The organism is Delftia acidovorans SPH-1 (assembly GCF_000018665.1).
Taxonomy (GTDB): domain Bacteria; phylum Pseudomonadota; class Gammaproteobacteria; order Burkholderiales; family Burkholderiaceae_C; genus Comamonas; species Comamonas acidovorans.
This window is the reverse complement of sequence record NC_010002.1, coordinates 2981658-3001078: the sequence shown is the minus strand read 5'-3', so window position 1 is coordinate 3001078 and position 19421 is coordinate 2981658. Positions and strand designations below refer to the sequence as shown.

Genomic DNA, 19421 nt, shown 5'->3' with positions numbered 1-19421 from the left:
ACGTCACGAAGGACGGTTCACGGACATCCCGCCCGGCATCGCTATGGAGCTTCCACGCCACGCCTCAAGACCGGCGCCGCAAGGTGCGGCCGGGGCGTTCTCGCTTGTCGTCGGATGGTTGACCTGGCCCGCGTCAGTGGGCGAGCCGGTGCTGCCTTCGTGCGGGGATGCCGAGCCGGCCCTGCCTCCTTTCGATGCGGTTCGGCCCAAGGCGTCCTTGTGTTGTTGTGAATCCTAGCGGTGGCGCGGCTGCGCCTCGGGCTTCATGGCTGCAACCGTCCGGCGAAAACAATTTCCCCTGCTTTGTCACTGCGTTCGGCGCATTCCTCGCGGGACAAATTCTTTTCGCCTCCCGGCTCTCCACTGCGTTGCGACCGCAAGCGGTGCAGCCCGCCCGTCCCCCGCCGGCCGGATCACAACAAGGACGCGATGGGCGCGAACCTTGTTCCACCAAAAGGAGTTTCATCATGGCCAACATCGGCACCTTCACCGCAGACAAAGACGGCTTCACCGGCACGCTTCGCACCCTGACGCTCAAAGTCAAGGTCAAGCTGGTGCCCAACGACAAGGGGGACAACGAGAAGGCCCCGGACTTCCGCCTGCAGGCCGCCAGCCACGACATCGGCGCGGCGTGGAAGAAGACCAGCGAGGCCGGGCGGGAGTACATCTCCGTGACCCTCGACGATCCTTCGTTCCCGGCCACGGTCTATGCCCGCCTGATCGAAGGAGAGAACGGCACGCACGACCTGATCTGGTCGCGCAGCAAGCCCCAGGCGGCCTGACGGCCGCCAGCGCCCCGCCCACTGCGGCGGGGCGCTGTACTGCTTGGATCAGCAGACTGGAAGGCTTGGCTCTCCCAGCTTCGTGATGGTGGTGGTCGGGCAGCATCACCATGACTTCGTGTTGCCAGGGCGAATGCAGGGCGATTCGGCGCACTGCGCCGACCGGGCTTTGCGGGCTGCGCCCCATGCCGACTTCGCCGTCATGGCCATTCGGCTTCAATCCCTATCGCAGCTGCGCGCTTCGCTTGCCTCCGGGGGAAAACCCTGCGGCCTCTCCCCGCCGCGCGATGCTTGGCGCCCCTGAAGTCCCCGAACCGGCTGCACCGGATCGGCCACGCCAGCGCGGTCGCACGCTATGGCGTGTCACTCTTCTTCGCCACAGTCTCCAACTCCTGGCGCACCTGCGCCAGCAGCTGATCGACCTGCTGCAGGTCGTCGCCGGCATAGGCCAGCGTCAGCAGCGTGAGCGGGTGCACCTCCATGACCTCGCACAGCTCGGCCAGCTTGTTCAAGGTGGGGCTTTTGAGGTCGCGTTCCAGCGTGCTCATGTAGGTGCGGCTGGACACGTCCGAGAACGCTTCCTGGCTCAAACCACGTGCTTTCCTGATGGTCTTTAGTGCCTCCGACAATGTATGTTTCGCTGCCAACCCTGGATCTCCGCAAAATCCAAGATGACATCCGATTGAGCCCTATAGGGCTACAATCTATAGTGTTCAACTATGCCCGCCTGCCGCTTTCGTGCTTTTACGGAAATCCGTATCTGCAGCTTCTCACAGAAGCACAAAACCGCATCCGTGCCTTTCCACAAACCCGCCGATGCGGTTTTGCGCTTTCACGCTTCGGCGGTTTTGTGCGAATGAGGTAACGCCCATGAACCAACTCATGACCGAGGACGAGCGCAAGCAACTGCTGGAACACGGCCGGGTCCGGGCCGCTGGCCGGGCCATCGACCCGCTGCCCGTGGTGCGGTTGTTCACGCCGGACGCACACGCCACTTGGCTGCTGGTGTCGCTTGACCCCGCTGACGGCGATACGGCCCATGGCCTGATCGACTTGGGGATCAGCATGCCTGAGCTGGGCGAGATCAAGCTGTCCGACCTCGCATCCATCGTCGGGCCGAGCAAACAGCCCGTGATGCGAGATCGGTATTTCCGGGCGGTGCGCCCGTTGTCGGAGTACCTGCGGCTGGCCCAGGAGAACGGTTCCGTCCTCGATTGAGCCGTTCGCGCCACGGCCAAGCCGGGCGCATTGAGGCTATTTCGGTCTTGCTCCAGACCCGTCAGGTCTTAATCCGCACTGTTGCACCAAACCAGTGCCACCCTGACGCAAACGGTCATGACGCCAGCCGTGCCATCGGGCACGGTGGATAGCGCAGGAGGCCGCATTTCCTCGCGCGCCACCGTCGCATTCAGACGATCCGCGCAATCCATCGGATGCTTTTCGTCTTGACACGCAAGTTACTAATCTACCAGCTTATTCACGATTGGATGCTAGTTCGATGCGGTGACGTTGGCGTGTGAAACCAGTGACGGCCGTCCTGCTCTACGGGAGCTTGCGTCATGGCCGAACCGCACCACCTCGCGCACTGGTATCCGACCGCCGCCTACCTCTACGTCCTGTGTCTGGACACGCTCGCACTGGCCTGGGAGTACCTGCGCCGCCATCCCGACTACCGGATCGACTGGCTGCGCCGTGCGCGCTGCCCCGATGCCGCGCATCGCTGGGGCTTGCGTCTGCTGGAAGACCCGGACGTGGATGCGCGTGACGCGCATCCGGCCTGGCTTCCCGGCCATGGGGCCGTGGTGCAGCTTCACCCCGATGCCGATCCGCCTCCGGATGCCACCGCCTTCGCGTTCTGGCGCATCCCCGGCCACAAGCAGTTGCTGCACGACGGCAAGGGTCTGGCGCTGATCGCGCGCAGCCCCAGCCTTTGCCAGCGCTATGCGCTGGCGCCTGGCCTGGAGGACGGCATGGCCGTGGCCCATGCCTATCGTGGCCGTCACGCCGCCCCTGCGGCCCCTATGCCTGGTACGCCTGCGTCAATGGCTCGGCCCAGGCCACCGCCTGCGGCGCTGCTGGAGCTACACACCCTGCAGGCGCTCGACGCCACCCTGGCGGGCGCGTCCTTGCGCGACGTCGCCGAGGGCTTGTTCGGTGCGGACGCCGCAGCCGGCTGGTACAGCGACGGCGGCCTGCGCTCCAAGGTGCGCCGCCTGGTGCGGCGCGGCGATGCGTTGATGCGCGGCGGCTATCGCCGCCTAGCACAACTGCCGCCGCTTGAGAAGGGTCGTTTTGAAGAGAGCGCAAAACGACCCTTTAATTGACTCATTCCCTAAACATACATAGGATGTGGGTGAATGAGCGTAGAGCCTTGTCAGAATTGATTTTTTTCTACGAGTCATTGCGGTGTAGAGATACATCGTAATACATCGTAACTACAAAGCGCCGAGGGCAACTTCGGCGCTTTTTTCATGGAATTTTGGGCGTGGATTCGCCCAGCACCTTGCGAACGGCACGAGCAAAGCCCACCTCGAACACCGTCCGTCCGCGCTCGTTGACGATTTCGCCGTGGCTGCCTTCCTTCAAGCCGCGCTCTTCAAGGTAGCTTGCCGAAACCGCTTTCTGCAAGGCTTCACGCTCCGACGACGTCAACTGCGCAGACAGGGCGAGGACAGCCACCGGCAGTGTCCCCGGAGCAGCAGAGATGGTCGCCCCTAAGGGACGTCGATCCACGGTTACCAGCGTGTGGGCCTTCAGCACGTTGAGTTGCGCTTTGAGCTTGTCGCGCTCAGCGATGACGGCCTGCATGATGGAGCGGATGGCAGGGTCTTCGATGCGCATCAGGTAGTCATGGCTCGCCAAGGTTTTGGGTAGCTTGGGCTCAGCGGGTCCGGCATAGGCGGACCACGCTTTAATGAGCACCCGATAGTCGGCGGACTGGGCGTTGTAGAGCGCTCGGCCTTTCAGGATGCCTTCGGCTTCAGCTAGGCGGCCGATGGCCGGCAGGGAGAAGTCGCGCGAGCCGGCTGCGTGCTGCCGGCGGCAAAGCTCGTGCATTTTGGCCAGGTTGGCCTGTCGATTGGAGCGTCCGCCCTTGTCGAGCAGCGACGCAAGCACGGCGTCCGGGTGGATGTCCGTCATGCCGCTCATGCTGCGTCTCCGGTCAAGGGTCGGGGGCCGGAGGGGAACGACTGAACCGGGCGGTCGGCGTGCAGCAGCGAAGCGAGGTCCATGTTGAAGTGCTGGCTGAGGCGTACGCCTGCGTCCATCAGGCGAATCACCTCCCGCTGGCCAAGCACGGGATTCGCAGCGTTCATCTGCTGGGCCAGTCTTCGCATGAAGGCGTTGCCCGCGAGCAGTTGCTCCTGCTCGCCCAGAAGCATGAACACGGGTGGCAGGTCGTCACGATAGAGCACACCATCGAGGAGTTGGCTGCGGCGGAAGACCGCCTTTCCCGGCTCCAGGTCGGGGTAGACCTCGACGCTGTCGCAGACACCGCTCAACTGGAGCAGTTCGGAGTCCGTCTCCTCAAAGGCAACCTGCACGTCGGCCACCTCGCCGACCGTGACCAGTTGCGTGCCGTCGCCTTCTGCGGCATTCAGCGCAGCCTTGCAGCGCTCAATAAGACGCCAGCAGGCCACCAAGTCTTCGGCCAAGTCGCTGAAGCGCTTCATCGCGCTTTCCCACACCCGCTCGGCCTGCCGGTAAGCGTCCTGGCAAGCAAACGGATGTCCAGCGTCCTCCGCGTCAGCCTTCTGCTTTTTCAGGCCCTGAAGCTCCTGTTCGCGCGCAAGGCAGGCGTTGCGTGCCTCGTCGAAGTGATAGGCCAGTGTGTTGAAGTGGGCTGCCAGCGCAGGCAGGTGGTGTGGTTCGGTCACGAACCAGCGGCAACGCACGCAATTGCGACTGCCGCCCGGAACCGCTCCGTACTTCGGAGCGGAAGGTGAGCCTAGGTTTGGCCCGCCGTTATAGCAGCCGCCCACAACGCCGTTATCCTCAGTCTCACTCGTGTTGCCACCGACCAGACACAGACCATGGTGCATCGGCATCCAGCCTACCGGGTTGCGCGCAGCGGGATGCTGCGGGATGGCAGCGGCAAGGCTGGGCACGCTGTTGCAGATGGCCTTTTGCAGCAGTTCGTCGTGTGCGGTATCCAGTAGGAAGTTCTGGATGCTTGATTCCTTGCGCGCCTCCAGCCGCTCCGCAGCACCATGCAGCACATCTCGTATGTGGGTTGCGCCGGGCTTGGTGTAGTAGAGCGTCATCAGCAGCCGGCTGTGGCCGACGAGTTTTTGCAGTATCGGAAACGGTACCTGCCCTTCCAGAGCCAGTGCGGTGATGAGGGAGACGCGCAGGCTGTGCAGCGGGAAGAGGGTTGTCCGCCCATTGTTCTGCTCCTCTGGCGGCGGGAGGAAGCGAATCGGGTTTCCGTTACGGTGGGTTTCACCCAGGTCGGCGAGTCGCAGTTCGAGCGCTTCCAGCAGAACGAACCACGCCCTATCCATGGAACCATCCACCATCGCCAGATGCCGCTCGTCGTCTCGGGCCTCCGGGAACCTGAAGAGGAAGCAAGCGTCAGGATAGCCAGCGAGCTGCACCTCGCTCTTCGCCTTGATGTGGCGGCCATCCAGTTCCGTCCAAGCTGCGCGCCGTGAGACGGGGTTGTACTTCTCCTGCCAATTGCGCAGCTTCTCTAGCCAGTAAAAGACGTCCTGATGTACCGGTCCACCTAAGGACCAGGGCAACACGTAGCCTTTCTCTGTACCGGATTTGGCGATGTCCGCAGTCTTGTTGGTGTTGATGTGAAGCACGGTTGATGCATCTTTACCATCGGAGAGCGGGTTGCTGCGGCGAAACACCCCTTGCTGGAGGGGGCGTCGTTCGCTGCCCCGTGCAAGTCGGTTCGTATTCAAAGTCCACTCACCCGCTGAATAGCGCCAGGTATCCGCTTCGCCCGAGTCGAGCATGCGCACCTGGAAGGTTCGCAGCGGCAGGATGAGCTTCACGAGCAGGGCAACCCAACGCACCGGGCTCCACATCTCCAGCACCTGGCCACCGCGATATTTCGGACTCACCTTGCGGACTCGCCACACGCAGTCGGGGTCGTTCCGGTCAATCTGGCCCTCGGTCACTTCAAACCAATCAGGTGCACCTTGCCCGCGCTGGCCAATTTCCACACCCAGAGCGCTCTGCGCCCACGGCCAGTCGCAGAAGTTTGGGCCTGCTGCCAGCATTTGCCGCAACTCGTCAATGTACCCATAGGGCAGTGGCGAGTGGACGCTCTCATCCCGCCTGGGCAGGCCACTCTTGGACATCCGGAGCACAGGGTTGCGGAAGGCTGGTGAGACCACCGGTTGGCCATTGTCGTCGGCTTCGCTGAACTCCCGCAGCAGCACGAAGTGCAGGAAGGCGTGGATGTTATTGTTGTACTGGATGCCATTCGCTGAATCCGGGCAGGTCGTGCGGTAGAAGTCCGGCAGGACCGTGCTGCGGGCCAGGAACACCGAGGGGTCAAGCGGCAGCCCCTGCTGGACGAGGTAGCGTTCGAAGAAGGCCGCCAAGGCATTAAGCCTCCACCCAACCCCGCTCGTTTCCCCTTGGAGCCACTCCACTGCCAATACGCGCCAGGCCTCGAGTTGTGGATGCTCCAGTTCGACCCAGCGCAGGGTGATGTCGCTTTTACGCGAGACCCTTTTGACCTTGGGAGCCGGGGCGGTAGATGACTTGGCCGTAGTCGTTGTTTTCTTTTCGGTCATACGGATTACCTATTCATCTAGCTCGATACCCGGCTGTGGCCGGCCCAGCACAGTCGGAGGGCCGGCGTGCTGAGCCCGCAGTCGCTGCGCGGCGGTTTCAAGTGCTGCGATGGCCTCGTGGGTGGTCGCTTGCGTGTAGACCTGCTGGCTCTCCTCGGATGCGTGATGCATAAAGCGACGGATGAGCGACTTATCGACATCGGCGTTGCGCAGCCGCCGACCATAGGCGTGACGGTGGCCATGGGGTGTCGTGCCCAGTGCCTTGCCGACCGTAAGACCGATACGTTCACAGGCGGCGGCATGCGCCTTGTTGTACTGGTTGAGCGTGTACACCCCGCCCACTGGCTCTCGACTGAGGTTGATAAAGGCAAACGGGTGGCCACGGTCGATACGCGCGACCTGCTCCAGGTAACGGTGCCAGAGTTGCAGGAACCACTTGCCATATTCTGGCAAGAACCAGTACGCCTGCTTGTAGTAGGCCGCGTCATGCGTACCGCCTTTCCAGCCGGCATGGCGCCTGTCCATCAACTCATTGCGAGGCACAAGGCCGAATTGCTGGGCAAGGTATTCCGCCCGGTTGCCCTTGCGTGACTTGCCTCTTTCATCGCGCCAATCGGCGGGTGCTCCGCCATGGCTCGGGTGATGGATGAGCACCCTGGCCTGACTCGGGTTGGCTGGGTCCGGGAATACATCGGAGATGTAGAGGTGGAAAGGCTCCGACTCTCGGAAACCGGCCCCGTGCAGCAGCAACGTGATGAGCATGCCACGGTAGTCCTGGCGTCCAGCTGCATGGAATCCCTTGGCAAGCAGTTCCTCGAAACGCTCTTCCGGGAAGGCTGGCGGTTCACCCTTCTCAACTCTCGGCAGGCGTTGGCCCCGGACACGGTGCCCGGTCTCGGCGGGGGAAGCGTTAGCCGCCCAGGCGTGCCCGAGGAAGGCCTTGCTGCGCCGGTACTGGTAGGCGGCTTCATCGGTCTGGCGGTCGAAGGCGCCGCCCGCGTAGCGCGGGTTCACCTGGGCCGCCTCGGGACGCATCTCGCCGAGCCAGTCAAAGAAGTCGGTCAGGTGGGTGACGATGTGCGAAGCATCCTGCGGCGAGCGCGGCGCCCAGCAAAGGCCACTGGGGTCCAGACCGGTCGCACGGTCGAAGGTGCCGGTGTACAGCCGCTGGGCGAAGTTCTGGAACAGACGGTAGGTGTCGCGCTCGCCAGGGTTGGATTGCAGGTATTCGAGGAACATCCGCACCGAGCGGGTCACTTTCGACATCCAGGCCAAGCTGCGGTCGTGGCTGCGGTACAGGCAATAGTCCAGCAAGGGCTCCAGCACCCCCGCCGGGGTCAGTAACGCAGGCAACTCGGCGTAGGCCCCGGTGGCATCAGTATGGACACGGGCTTTGACGGTCACGAACATGGTCGACCTAGACAGCCAAGGTGCGCAACAGGTCAGTTGCGCCTTTGAAATCGATGTGGCGCGCATGCATGACCATATCCATGGCGCCCCCACCGCAGCGCTGGAGCCGGGTATCGAAGAACTTGGGGCCGCGCAGCAGCAATTCGAAATCCCGCCCTTCAACATTGATGTGATAGCGCTGGGTGCCGTGCGTGCTCAGTGGCTCAAACGTGTCGTCGGCCTTTACGTAGCTCTCCAGCTTCTCCAGCATCAACAAGGCATCGAGCTCCCGCCAGCGCCCCAGAGTCAAGCTATCGACAAAAAGTCGTCCCATACGTCCCTCCCCCGGACCCCACCTGCTACTCGTCTTCAAAGAAAGACGGCTACTCGAAACAGCCAGAGATAGCGCTGCATCTTCGCACTCAACCTACATAAGATGCAAATTCATGGAATAGCTACAAGATAATTAGGTCAAGAAAAAACCCCTGCAAGAGGGGTTTGAGTAGCTTCCGACAGTTAAACCGTCCCAACTATGTATTGATTGTTGGGGGGAATAAGAGCAGGAGGGCTTCGTTTTCTGAGACTGCCTTCATCCGGTTGCGCTGTGTGGCCGGAGCCCTGCAACCGATGGAGGTTCTCACCATGCGTCCTGCTCCCTTGCGGCCTGCCGCTACTGTCTCGACCGCTGCCGCGCAGCCCCAACGCTATCTCACCAACGACGAAGCCGCCGAGTACCTGCGCCTGTCGCCGCGCACGCTGGAAAAGCAGCGCGTGCTGGGAGGCGGTCCCAAGTTCCGCAAGTTCGGCCGCCGCGTGATGTACGCCGTGGTCGACCTCGATGCCTGGGCCGCCGAGCGCAGCTTCGAGAGCACGTCCGAGCCCGAGTACGCCGAGCAGCATTCGGCGGACAGCCGTGCGCGCTGATCGCTGGCGCGCGGGTGGCCTTCGCCATGTCCAGCCCCGCGCTGCCCATGCGGCAGCGACCGATGCAAGAGCGCGAACAGCTCGATCTGTTCCGCGCCTTGCCGGGCGACATGGCGCCGCGCGACAGCCAGGACTTGATGGCCTTTCCGTTCTTCTCGCTGGCGAAGTCGCGGCGCACGGCGCCGATCGACTTCCGCGCCAGCGGCATCACGATCCGCGTGGAGGGCACGCAGGAGCATGGCATCGCCACGATTTGGGATGCGGACATCCTGATCTGGGCTGCAAGCCAGATTGTGGAAGCCCGCGATGCGGGCTTGCGCCCGTCGCGGCTGATGCAGGCCACGCCCTACGAGATCCTGCGCTTCATCGGGCGCGGTACGTCGCTGCGCGACTACCAGCGCCTCAAGGCGGCCTTGGATCGGCTGCAGTCCACGACCGTGGCCACGTCGATCCGCGAGACGACCGGGCGGCGCCTGCATCGCTTCTCATGGATCAACGAGTGGAAGGAACTGGCCGATGCCAAGGGCACCCCCTTGGGGCTGGAACTGATCCTGCCGGACTGGTTCTATGCGGGCGTGCTCGATGCTGCCCTCGTGTTGACCATCGACCCGGCGTATTTCCGGCTGACGGGCGGGATCGAGCGATGGCTGTACCGCCTGGTGCGCAAGCACGGCGGGCGACAGCCTGGCGGCTGGCAGTTCGACTTCCAGCACCTGTACCGCAAGTCGGGCAGCGTGGCGCGGTACTACGACTTCGCCGCCGACCTGCGCGCACTGGTGGTGCGGCAAGCCTTGCCTGGCTACCAGTTGGGCATCGAGTACGTCTCGGGCATTGCCTCGCCGCTGCTGACGTTCCGGCCCGTGCCGTCCACGGCACGGGGATAACTGCTGCGCAGCCTGTGGACGGACTCGTGCTATCAGGCAACAGAGGTATCGTGCTATCAGGCAACGAATCCTCGTGCTATCAGGCAACAAAACCGGCCGCAAAGCTAATACTGGCGCGGGTTTCGGCCTCTCCTAACTTCCCTAACTTAAATACTCTAACTGGTAGTAGCAGCGCCGCGCCTCGGTGGACAACCGCCACAGGACGCGAAGCGCAGCGGCAACAGGCGGGCTTTCCGACACGGAGGGTCCGGTCATGATCGTCGCGCTGCTCAACCAGAAAGGCGGCGTGGGCAAGACCACGCTCGCCACCCACATCGCCGGCGAGCTGGCGATGCGCGGGCAGTCGGTCATCCTGCTGGATGCCGATCCACAGGGCTCCGCGCTGGACTGGACACAGCGCCGCAGCCAGCAAGGTTTGCCAAGGCTATTTAGCGCCGTGGGCCTCGCACGCGAAACGCTGCACCAGGAAGCGCCAGAACTCGCCAGGCGGGCCGATCACGTCGTCATCGACGGGCCACCCAGGATCGCTGCCTTGGCGCGCTCCGCGCTGCTGGCGGCCGAGCGGGTGCTGATCCCGGTGCAGCCCAGCCCCTACGACCTGTGGGCCAGCGCCGAGATGGTGGCGCTGATCCGTGAGGCGCAGGTGTTCCGGCCTGCGCTGCGCGCGGCCTTCGTCATCAACCGGCGCGTGAGCACCACCGTGATCGGACGCGAGGCCCGCGGCGCGCTGGCCGAGCAGCCGCTTCCTGCGCTGCGCGCGGAAGTGCATCAGCGCATCGTGTTTGCCGACAGCGTGGCCGCCGGCCGGCTTGCACGCGAGACGGCGCCAGACAGCGCCGCCGCGCGCGAAATCACCGCGCTGGTCGATGAACTGCTGCGGTGGCCGTCATGAGCACTCCTGCCAGCAAGCGCACGGGCAAGCGCATCGGCATCGGCGCTCGCCCGCCCGCGAATCCGCACGCCGAGGCGTGGATTCGCCAGGGCAGTGCCGATGACCTCCAGAAAGGCGACCTCTACACGGCCCGCCTGACCCTCGACATCACGCCCGCCATGCGGGCGCGCATCAAGGTATCGGCCTTCACGCAAGGCGTGACGGTGGCCGATCTGTTGCGCGCGCTGCTGGAGCGGGAATTCCCGGAGAAGTCCTCATGAACACACCCGCCTCGACGGCTTCGGCACCGCCGTCCATCCCGCCTGTCGGCGTGGCCGACGGCGTACCGCTGACGCGCGTTGCGCTCGCATACATCGACCAACGCTTCGACCTCTACCTGCGCTTCGGTGATCCTGCCCGCATCATCCGGTTCGACCGCTGGCGCCGCTGCGCGGTGTTCACGCCGAATGCGGTTCTCTGCCGCATCCGCTGGCAGGCCAACGACTACGGCACGATCCGCTGGCAGCTCATGGTGATGCAGGCGTGCATGCCGATGGATGGCGCGCAGCGCATCTCCGGCGTGCAACCTGGCGCGCGCCTCTTGCTGCACGCCGAGGGTGAGCAATCGGTGCGTGCCGTGCTGGCGCGCATCGACGCCATCGAGGCGCTGGGCATCACGCCTGTCGGCGTCTCGCCCGCGTACTGGCGCACGCTCGCCAACCGGCTCGCAGCGCACTTGCCGCTGCCCGAATACACCGCCGAGCGGCACGCCGCCTGGCTGGCCGGGAGGGCGCTGCCATGACCGCAGTTTCCACTTCCGGCACCGCGCCGCACCCTCGCTTGCGCGTGCGCGCTCGCCTCGTGCTGGCGGGCCTGTCCGCCTGCGGCCTCGCTGCGCTGGCCTGGGCGTCCTTCGTGCATCCGCTGCCACGCCTGACCTACAACCCGTCCGACAGCGTGGAGGTCGGCTGGTATCGCATCGATCCGCTCGACCATCGCACCAGCTCGCCACCACGTCCGTTGTCGGTAGGCAGCATCGTGCTGGTGCCGCTGCCTGCCGAGGCTGCCGCGCTCGCTGCGCAGCGCGGCTACCTGCCGACGCGCATTCCTCTGCTCAAGCGCGTGGGCGCGGTGGCGCCGCAAGAGGTGTGCATCGCTGACGGCAAAGTCCGCATCGACGGCGTGCCTTCAGCCGCCGTGCTGTCTGCCGATCGCTGGGGCCGGCCGCTGCCATCCCGGCAGCAATGCCACCGCTTGCGGCATGGCGAGCTGTTCCTCCTCAGTGTGACCAATCCGGCGTCGTTCGATAGCCGGTATTTCGGGCCGGTCAGCGCAGCTTCCGTGATCGGCGTTGCGCGCCCCGTCTGGCTGGAGTCGCGCCCATGATGGCCACCGATTCGCTGCGCATCATCGTGCTATCGGGCGTGTCGTTCTGCTGGCCGTTGTCATGTCGTCGCGCGTGCAGTGCGAGCGCATCCGCGCTGCACTTCGCGCTGCCTCCGGCGCAGCCGTCCCACGTGCAGGCGTCTTGCCTCGAACACGGCTGGCCTGCGGCCATTGCCGTGTTCGCCGGTGCGCTGGCTGCTGGTGCAGCCTTGCCACCGGGCCGCAGTTGCCGGGATCGAGAACCTGGGGGACAGGGGGAGGCAAATGCGGAAGGCAAGACAAAAGGGGGCGGCACCTGTCGGCCCGCAAAGCCTGTCTGCACGTGGGGGTGGCGCGGCACGGCGCGGCTTCGCCGCCGTGCCGCTTGGGGCGCGAGGCCCGCGCCGGTACAGGCATGTCCGCGTGCTTTGCACGACCGGACACGCCACAGCCTTCAGGGAGCGCAGCCATGAGCAACCGCCGCGATGAAGATTTCCGCATCCGCCCCAGCGCCCCGAAGAACCGAGGCAAGGGCCAAGGTCAGAGCTTCGTTTCCAAGGTACTCAAGCAGGCAGGCAAGGCCAGCAGCGGCAAGTCCTCAGTGCGCCGTCCAGGCGGAACCGGCAAGGGCGCGGACACCGGCCAGCGGCCCGGTTCGCGCCTGGGGCGCGGCCACACGGCGGCGCGCTTCGCGGGGGCGAAGCTCACGCCCATGTCGCGGCGCGTGACCATCAAGACGCTGCTGGTCAACCAGCGCCAGGCCAGCCCGCAGTCGCTCGCCAAGCACCTGCGCTACATCGAGCGCGATGGCGTGGGCCGCGATGGCGAGCCGGGCCAAGCCTACGGGCCGCAGACCGATGCCGCCGACCTCGACGCCTTCAAGGAACGCTGCGCCGACGACCGACACCATTTCCGCTTCATCCTCTCGCCCGAGGATGGCGCCGAGCTGGAAGACCTGCGCACCTACACGCGGCACCTCATGGGCCGCATGGAAGCCGACCTGGGCACGGGCCTCGATTGGGTGGCCGTCAACCACTGGAACACCGACAACCCGCACACGCACATAGTCGTGCGCGGGCGCGACGACACCGGCAAAGACCTCATCATTGCGGGCGACTACATCGCCGATGGCTTCCGCCATCGCGCCGCCGAGCTGGCGACCGAATGGCTGGGGCCGCGCACCGAGCTGGAGATCCAGCAGACCTTGCAGCGCGAGGTGAAGCAGGAGCGGTGGACGAGCCTGGATCGCACCCTGCAACGCGAGGCCGGCGACGACGGCCGAGTGCAGATCGAACGCTTCAACGAACCGAGACTGCAACGCCAGCGCCTGTTGCTGGTTGGCCGGCTGCAACGCTTGCAGCGCCTGGGCCTGGCCGACGAAATGCAGCCCGGCACCTGGGCCGTCCACGCCGACGCGGGAAAGACCCTGCGCACCCTGGGCGAGCGTGGCGACATCATCCGCACCATGCAGCGGGCCATGCGCGGCGAGCCGCGCGAGCTGGCAGTGTTCGAGCCGGGCGACGATGGCCGAACCATTCTCGGGCGCGTAGCCGCGAAGGGGCTGGCCGACGAGCTGCGCGACCGGGGCTATCTGGTCATCGACGGCGTGGACGGCAAGGCCCACTACGTCGCGCTCAATGCCCGCGACGAGCTGGCGAACTATCCGACCGGCGCCGTGGTGGCGGTGAAGGGATCGGCCGACGTGCGTGCGGCCGACAAGAACATCGCCGCACTGGCGAGCGGTGGCCTGTACCGCACCGACCATCATCTGGCCGTCGCGCAGGGGCAGACAGTGCCGGGCCGTGATCCGCAGGAAGTCGTCGCGGTCCACGTCCGCCGGCTGGAAGCCCTGCGCCGCGCCGGCATCGTGGAGCGCGTGGCCGAGGGACTTTGGAAGGTGCCGGACGACCTGGCCGAACAGGGCCGCCGCTACGACGCGCAGCGTCTGGGCGGCGTGGCGGTGGAACTGAAATCGCACCTGCCCATCGAGCGGCAGGCCCGCGTGATTGGGGCCACTTGGCTCGACCAGCAATTGATCGGCGGCGGCTCGGGCCTGGGCGACCTCGGCTTTGGCAGCGAGGCCAAACAGGCGATGCAGCAGCGCGCCGACTTCCTGGCCGAACAGGGATTGGCCGTGCGGCGCGGCCAGCGCGTGATCCTGGCGCGCAACCTGCTGGGCACACTGCGCAACCGGGAACTGGCGCAGGTCGCCAAAGACATTGCGGCCGAAACTGGCTTGGAGCATCGACCCGTGTCCGATGGGCAGCGCGTGGCCGGCATCTACCGGCGCTCCGTCATGCTTGCCAGCGGGCGCTACGCGATGCTCGATGACGGCATGGGGTTCAGCCTGGTGCCGTGGAAACCGGTGATCGAGCAGCGAATGGGGCAGCAGCTTGCCGGGACGGTGCGCGGCGGCGCGGTGTCATGGGAGATTGGGCGGCATCGGGGGCCAACCATTTCTTGAGTCAAGGTAATGCCACAAGCCGGTGGGAAAAATTAGATCCTATTTATTGATGGTTGATCAATCCAAAGCATTACCAAAGGTTGGGATGCCAGAATTAAAATTTTCTGTAATTTCGGATACATGGTCACATTCAAAGGCACGCTATCGCGTATCTGGATTGATGGTTTCAGACCAGCACCGCATGCGCCTTCCGCAGAATTTGGGGCAAATCCACGATGAAGAGAATAATTTGGACGTTCTGGTTTTTTGCGCTGGCATTGAGCGCTCTATGGCTTTTTACCGATACGCTCTGGCCTGCGCAGTCCAACTACTTCGCCCTGCGAACGGTATGGATTCAATACAGCGGCGTACTGGCCATCGGCGCGATGTCCGTGGCGATGGTGCTGGCCACGCGCCCTGCGTGGCTGGAGCCCAGCTTGAACGGACTGGACAAGATGTACCGCCTGCATAAGTGGCTCGGCATCGCCGCTCTGGCCGCTGCGACAGTACACTGGCTGTGGGCGCAGGGTACCAAGTGGGCCGTAGGCTGGGGCTGGCTGACGCGCCCGGCGCGCAAGCCCCGCGCAGCGGCTGATTCAATGGGCTCCATTGAATCGGCGCTGCGTGGCTGGCGCGGACTGGCCGAGGACTTGGGCGAATGGGCCTTCTACGCCGTCGCGGTGCTACTGGTACTGGCTTTGGTCAAGCGCTTTCCATACCGGCTGTTCGCCAAGACGCACCACTGGATGGCAGCGATCTACTTGGTGCTGGCCTTCCACACCTTGGTGCTGGTTCAGTTCTCCTACTGGGCGCAGCCCGTGGGCTGGGCTTTGGCTATGCTGCTGGCGAGCGGCACGGTATCGGCGGTGTGGGTGCTGCTGGGCCGGGTCGGTGCGCAGCGCACCACGCACGGTGTCATCGAATCGCTGCAGACCTACTCTGCGCTGAACGTGCTGGAAACCACCCTGCGAATGGACCCGGCCTGGCCCGGCCACCGGCCCGGACAGTTTGCCTTCGCCATGTCCAACCCGAAAGAAGGCCCGCACCCCTACACGCTAGCCTCAGCCTGGGTGCCGGAAGACCGGCGCATTACCTTCATCACCAAGGCGCTGGGCGACCACACCCGCCGGCTGCCTGAGCGCCTACGGGTAGGCGACCAGGTAACGGTCGAGGGGCCTTACGGCTGCTTCACTTTCGACGACGAGAAGGCCCGCCAGATCTGGATCGGCGCCGGCATCGGTATCACGCCATTCATTGCGCGCATGAAGTATTTGGCGCAGCATAAAGGCCAAGACGCACGCCCGGTCGATTTGTTTCATCCTACGAGCGACGTTGATCCGCAGGCCATCGAGAAACTGCGCGCCGACAGCCAGGCGGCCGGCGTTGTGCTGCACCTGCTCATCGACAAGCAGAACGGTCGCCTGACGGGTGAACGCCTGCGTGCCATGGTGCCGGGTTGGAAAGACGCCAGCGTCTGGTTCTGCGGCCCCACGGCCTTCGGCCGCGCGTTGCGCGCCGACCTGCTGGCCCAGGGGTTGGAGCCAGAAGCCTTCCACCAAGAGCTTTTCGAGATGCGCTGAATGGAAGAAAGCATATGCGCGTATTGATCGTGGAAGACTCGCAAACGCTGGCCGAAGCCCTGAGCCAGAGCCTTCAGTCGGAAGGCTATGCCTGCGATACAGCAGCCGATGGCGTGTCCGCGCTGAAGTTTCTTGCCAGCTACCGGTACGACGCCATCATTCTGGACTTGATGCTGCCCCGGCTGGACGGCTTTGGCGTGTTGCGCGCATTGAGCCGGGAGGCCCATGCCGCACCGGTATTGGTGCTCTCCGCGCGCGAACTGCTTGACGACCGGGTGCGGGCCTTGGATGCGGGTGCCGATGACTACCTGACAAAACCCTTCGAGCTGGCCGAACTGCTGGCTCGCCTGCGGGCGCTGGTGCGGCGTCCGCCGCAACGGGACGTTCCAGTTCTGCGCCACGGCGATCTGGAGGTCGATCCGCGCTCGCGCACCGCGAGGTTCAAGGGCATTGATCTTGGGCTCACGCCGAAGGAATATGGACTGCTCGACTTGCTGCTGCGTCGGCGCGGCGCCACGCTGTCGCGCCCGCAGATTTTTGAACATTTGTACGACAGCCGCAGCGATGCATCGGACAAGGTGGTGGAGGTGATCGTCAGCACCTTGCGAACCAAGCTCGCCCAGTGCGGCCTGGATGAACTGATCGTGACACGACGTGGCTTCGGCTACATACTGCCCTGAACGATGGTACGTCCCGATTCCGAAGCCCTCTCTGATGCGAGTCAAGGCAGATCCTGGTCCTTGCAGCGGCGGCTGGCTGCCAGCCTGGTGATCTGCATTGGAGGAACCTTCGCCATCCTGTTTCCCGTCCTCGACTACTGGATCGACCACGAAATCTACCGACGGATGGATACCACCCTGATGCAACGATCAGCGGCGGTGGGGCGCGTGCTGCAGGAGTTGGATGCGAGAAAGCTCGAAAGCCTCATGCCGGAATACGAGCCTGGCGGGCATACCGAGTTCTTCACGGTCTTCGATTCGCAGACCCACCGGACCTTGCTGCGTTCGCCCAGCAGTGCTGGGGCCGAGCTGGCGCTTGGACCGGTGGAGCAAGGCACCCCACGCTACTACGACGTGATACTCCCGGACGGCCACGCGGGCCGCGCGCTGGCGACGCGCGTGCCGGTAAGAGGTGAGGAATCTCGATTGCTGGTTGTGGCAACAGAACGTCGGGATTGGGATCAAACCGAACGGCGCATCCACTTCACGCTCCTGGGCGGTATCGTGCTGGCGACGCTCCTGGCCACAGGCCTGGCGCTGCTCATGGTTCGGCGCATCGTGGTCATGCTGGAGCGCGTCGGCGTGCAACTGGCCGACCTGCGTTCGGATCGGCCGATTGCGCGGATCGGAGCGGACTTTCCACGCGAACTGCGGCCGTTTGCCGAAGCCTTCAATCAGGGCTTGCATCACCTGTATGCGGCCATTGCCCGCGAGCGCCGCTTCTCCCGCGACGTGGCCCACGAGTTGCGCACGCCCTTGGCAGAAATCCGCATCAGCGCAGAAAGCGCTTTGATCGATGCCGACCCGACCCAAATCCAGCGCGCCCTGAATGCAACGATCCAGGCCAGTTCACGCATGCAGCGCAGTGTGGACACTCTGCTGTTGTTGGCGCGGCTTGAATCCGGCCAACACACACTTGCGCTTGATCCTCTGGATCTAACAGCTTTGCTGCAAGAGTTGCTGGCGGGATTCAACGTCCAGCAAATGGCACCCAAGTCACCTATCCGTGTGACTTTGCCTGAATCGGCATGGGTGCAAAGCGATCAGGGCGTGATCGAACGCATCGTCTCCAACCTCTTGCGCAATGCCATCGAATACGCGCCCGAAGGCGACGACATTCAATGTAGGCTGGAGCGCGCGGCTTCCGGCTGGATGTTGACCATCGTCAACACAGCTCCCAATTTGCAGGCATCCGATCTGGATCAATTCGGACTTCGCTTCTGGCGCAAGGATTCCGAAGGTGGCACGGCGCACCACGCCGGGCTGGGACTTGCACTGGCCCTGGCGCTCGCGCATGCCATAGACCTGCCGCTGGCGTTCTCACTGGACAACGGTCGGCTGTCCGCGCGGCTTGGCCCTTGGCCACCGCTGCTCTGAGATTGACGCAGATCTACACCGCAGTGCCGAACATGGCTCCCACGCCCGCTGTCACCGCCATGGCAAATGTGCCCCAGAACGCGACGCGCAGCGCACTTTTGAAGAGCGGCGTACCACCCACGGCAGCGGCCGCAGCGCCGAGAAGGGCCAGGAAGACAATCGCCGTCGCGACGATCCAATAGAGCAGGCTCTGCTCCGGCGCCAACAGAACCACGGCCAGCGGCATGGCCGCACCCACCGCGAAGCTCCCAGCGGACGCCATGGCGGCTTGCAGCGGGCGAGCGCTCAAGGTTTCAGAAATGCCCAATTCATCGCGCGCGTGCGCGCCCAGCGCATCATGCGCCATCAATTGCGTGGCGACCTGATCCGCGAGTCGATGATCCAGGCCACGCCGGACATAGATGGCCGTTAGTTCCCGATGCTCTGCTTCCGGACTGTTTTCCAGTTCATCACGTTCCCGCGCCAAATCCGCCTTCTCCGTATCAGCTTGTGAATAGACCGACACGAACTCGCCTGCAGCCATGGACATGGCACCGGCTACCAACCCCGCGATGGCCGTGGTCATGATGCTGGCATGGCTTGCATGGGCAGCAGCCACGCCTGCAACCAGGCTGGCCGTGGAAATGATGCCGTCATTGGCACCCAGAACAGCGGCGCGCAGCCATCCGATATGTTCAGTGCGGTGACTTTCAGGGTGGGCGCGGTGGTGAAATTTGGTCATTGGAGATTCGAATCCATATAAAGCAGCCTGAGGCCAGTAGGTCAGGGGCGACGACCGGGAAGCATGCGAACCAGTGTGTTGTCACGCATGACGTAGTGGTGCAACAGCGCCGCCATCGCATGCGATCCGATCAAGACATAGCCCAATGTCGCCAGCGCCTCATGGACATCCTTGAGTTGGCGCGACAAAGCAACGTCGGTGCCGATCAGAGAGGGAATGGGCAAGCCAAACAGAACAATCGGCTTGCCCGCCGCACTCAAGGTGAGCCATCCGAGCAGCGGCATGGCGAGCATGAAGCTGTAGAGCGCATAGTGCATGACATCGGCGAGCGTGGCCTGCCAGCGTGGCATGGGTGGTTGGATCGCGGGCTTCACGCCCGCCTGGATGCGCACCCCGATACGGATCACGACGATCACCAGAACGCTGAGGCCCAGCAGGTAGTGCAAGGACTTCATGGCGTCTCTCAAGGCGCCCTTGGGTGCCAGTCCGCGCAGCTCCATGCTCGCATAGACCGCGATGATGAGAAGCACAGTCAGCCAATGCAGTCCTATGACCAAAGGACTGAAACGGTATTCGGAATTCCTGACATTCATGGTGTATAGCTCCGATG

The 19421-nt window shown here is 64.2% G+C and carries 20 protein-coding genes; 13 read left to right on the top strand and 7 right to left on the bottom strand.

What is annotated here, in order from left to right; genetic code table 11:
- The first annotated feature begins 467 nt into the window (after window positions 1–467).
- Complete coding sequence (locus DACI_RS13685; RefSeq protein ID WP_012204587.1) at window positions 468–782, top strand: DUF736 domain-containing protein; 315 nt, start codon at window positions 468–470, stop codon at window positions 780–782.
- A 353-nt stretch (window positions 783–1135) separates the two neighbouring features.
- Here DACI_RS13685 and DACI_RS13680 read toward each other — a convergent pair whose 3' ends face one another.
- Window positions 1136–1429, bottom strand: a complete 294-nt coding sequence (locus tag DACI_RS13680; RefSeq protein ID WP_003056202.1) for a helix-turn-helix domain-containing protein — start codon at window positions 1427–1429, stop codon at window positions 1136–1138.
- A 223-nt stretch (window positions 1430–1652) separates the two neighbouring features.
- On the opposite strand from DACI_RS13680, the gene DACI_RS13675 reads away from it, so the two are divergent.
- Together DACI_RS13675 and DACI_RS13670 are read left to right on the top strand one after the other, a co-directional pair.
- Window positions 1653–2000, top strand: a complete 348-nt coding sequence (locus DACI_RS13675; protein ID WP_003056199.1) for a DUF2958 domain-containing protein — start codon at window positions 1653–1655, stop codon at window positions 1998–2000.
- A gap of 341 nt (window positions 2001–2341) precedes the next feature.
- Window positions 2342–3106, top strand: a complete 765-nt coding sequence (locus DACI_RS13670; protein ID WP_012204586.1) for a DUF2285 domain-containing protein — start codon at window positions 2342–2344, stop codon at window positions 3104–3106.
- 145 nt (window positions 3107–3251) lie between these two features.
- Here the strand turns inward: DACI_RS13670 and gmtX are convergent, their stop codons facing one another.
- Genes gmtX through DACI_RS13650 form a run of 4 tightly spaced genes read right to left on the bottom strand, consistent with a single transcriptional unit; the run spans window position 3252 to window position 8261 of the window.
- On the bottom strand, window positions 3252–3932 hold the full coding sequence (gene gmtX, locus DACI_RS13665; RefSeq protein WP_012204585.1) for a gamma-mobile-trio protein GmtX: 681 nt from the start codon (window positions 3930–3932) through the stop codon (window positions 3252–3254).
- Entirely contained in the window at window positions 3929–6538 is a 2610-nt protein-coding gene (gene gmtZ / locus DACI_RS13660; RefSeq protein ID WP_012204584.1) for a gamma-mobile-trio integrase GmtZ, read from the bottom strand. Before gmtZ ends, gmtX begins: the two co-directional genes overlap by 4 nt.
- Before the next feature lie 9 nt (window positions 6539–6547).
- On the bottom strand, window positions 6548–7948 hold the full coding sequence (gene gmtY / locus DACI_RS13655) for a gamma-mobile-trio recombinase GmtY (protein WP_012204583.1): 1401 nt from the start codon (window positions 7946–7948) through the stop codon (window positions 6548–6550).
- Window positions 7949–7955: 7 nt separating this feature from the next.
- Window positions 7956–8261: a hypothetical protein gene (locus tag DACI_RS13650; RefSeq protein WP_012204582.1), complete on the bottom strand. Its 306-nt coding sequence runs from the start codon at window positions 8259–8261 to the stop codon at window positions 7956–7958.
- A gap of 308 nt (window positions 8262–8569) precedes the next feature.
- Between DACI_RS13650 and DACI_RS13645 the strand changes: the two genes are divergently transcribed.
- The 10 genes from DACI_RS13645 to DACI_RS13600 all read left to right on the top strand — a co-directional run bounded on the left by DACI_RS13645 (window position 8570) and on the right by DACI_RS13600 (window position 18090).
- Window positions 8570–8851: a helix-turn-helix transcriptional regulator gene (locus DACI_RS13645; protein ID WP_023123353.1), complete on the top strand. Its 282-nt coding sequence runs from the start codon at window positions 8570–8572 to the stop codon at window positions 8849–8851.
- Between the two features lie 26 nt (window positions 8852–8877).
- Window positions 8878–9735, top strand: coding sequence for a replication initiator protein A (locus DACI_RS13640; protein ID WP_011517539.1), 858 nt, complete (start codon window positions 8878–8880; stop codon window positions 9733–9735).
- 253 nt (window positions 9736–9988) lie between these two features.
- Window positions 9989–10627, top strand: coding sequence for a ParA family partition ATPase (parA, locus tag DACI_RS13635; protein ID WP_003056189.1), 639 nt, complete (start codon window positions 9989–9991; stop codon window positions 10625–10627).
- Window positions 10624–10887, top strand: coding sequence for a hypothetical protein (locus DACI_RS13630; protein ID WP_003056186.1), 264 nt, complete (start codon window positions 10624–10626; stop codon window positions 10885–10887). The genes parA and DACI_RS13630 overlap by 4 nt, the downstream gene beginning before the upstream one ends.
- Complete coding sequence (locus DACI_RS13625; protein ID WP_003056183.1) at window positions 10884–11408, top strand: DUF2840 domain-containing protein; 525 nt, start codon at window positions 10884–10886, stop codon at window positions 11406–11408. Before DACI_RS13630 ends, DACI_RS13625 begins: the two co-directional genes overlap by 4 nt.
- Complete coding sequence (locus tag DACI_RS13620; RefSeq protein WP_011517538.1) at window positions 11405–11992, top strand: S26 family signal peptidase; 588 nt, start codon at window positions 11405–11407, stop codon at window positions 11990–11992. Before DACI_RS13625 ends, DACI_RS13620 begins: the two co-directional genes overlap by 4 nt.
- Window positions 11993–12440: 448 nt before the next feature.
- Window positions 12441–14435 (top strand): relaxase/mobilization nuclease domain-containing protein, encoded by a 1995-nt coding sequence (locus DACI_RS13615; RefSeq protein WP_043781416.1) that lies wholly within the window; start codon window positions 12441–12443, stop codon window positions 14433–14435.
- Window positions 14436–14650: 215 nt separating this feature from the next.
- The gene (locus DACI_RS13610; RefSeq protein WP_012204579.1) at window positions 14651–15994 is read left to right on the top strand and encodes a ferredoxin reductase family protein; all 1344 of its coding nucleotides are present in this window, start codon (window positions 14651–14653) and stop codon (window positions 15992–15994) included.
- A 14-nt stretch (window positions 15995–16008) separates the two neighbouring features.
- Window positions 16009–16674: a response regulator transcription factor gene (locus DACI_RS13605; protein ID WP_012204578.1), complete on the top strand. Its 666-nt coding sequence runs from the start codon at window positions 16009–16011 to the stop codon at window positions 16672–16674.
- Between the two features lie 60 nt (window positions 16675–16734).
- A complete protein-coding gene (locus tag DACI_RS13600; protein WP_225971085.1) occupies window positions 16735–18090 on the top strand; it encodes a sensor histidine kinase in 1356 nt (451 codons plus the stop codon).
- A 13-nt stretch (window positions 18091–18103) separates the two neighbouring features.
- Here DACI_RS13600 and DACI_RS13595 read toward each other — a convergent pair whose 3' ends face one another.
- Window positions 18104–18811 (bottom strand): VIT1/CCC1 transporter family protein, encoded by a 708-nt coding sequence (locus DACI_RS13595; protein ID WP_012204576.1) that lies wholly within the window; start codon window positions 18809–18811, stop codon window positions 18104–18106.
- 41 nt (window positions 18812–18852) lie between these two features.
- Window positions 18853–19404 carry a cytochrome b gene (locus tag DACI_RS13590; protein WP_012204575.1) on the bottom strand — a complete coding sequence of 184 codons (552 nt, stop codon included), beginning with the start codon at window positions 19402–19404 and terminating at the stop codon, window positions 18853–18855.
- Between the last annotated feature and the right edge of the window lie 17 nt (window positions 19405–19421).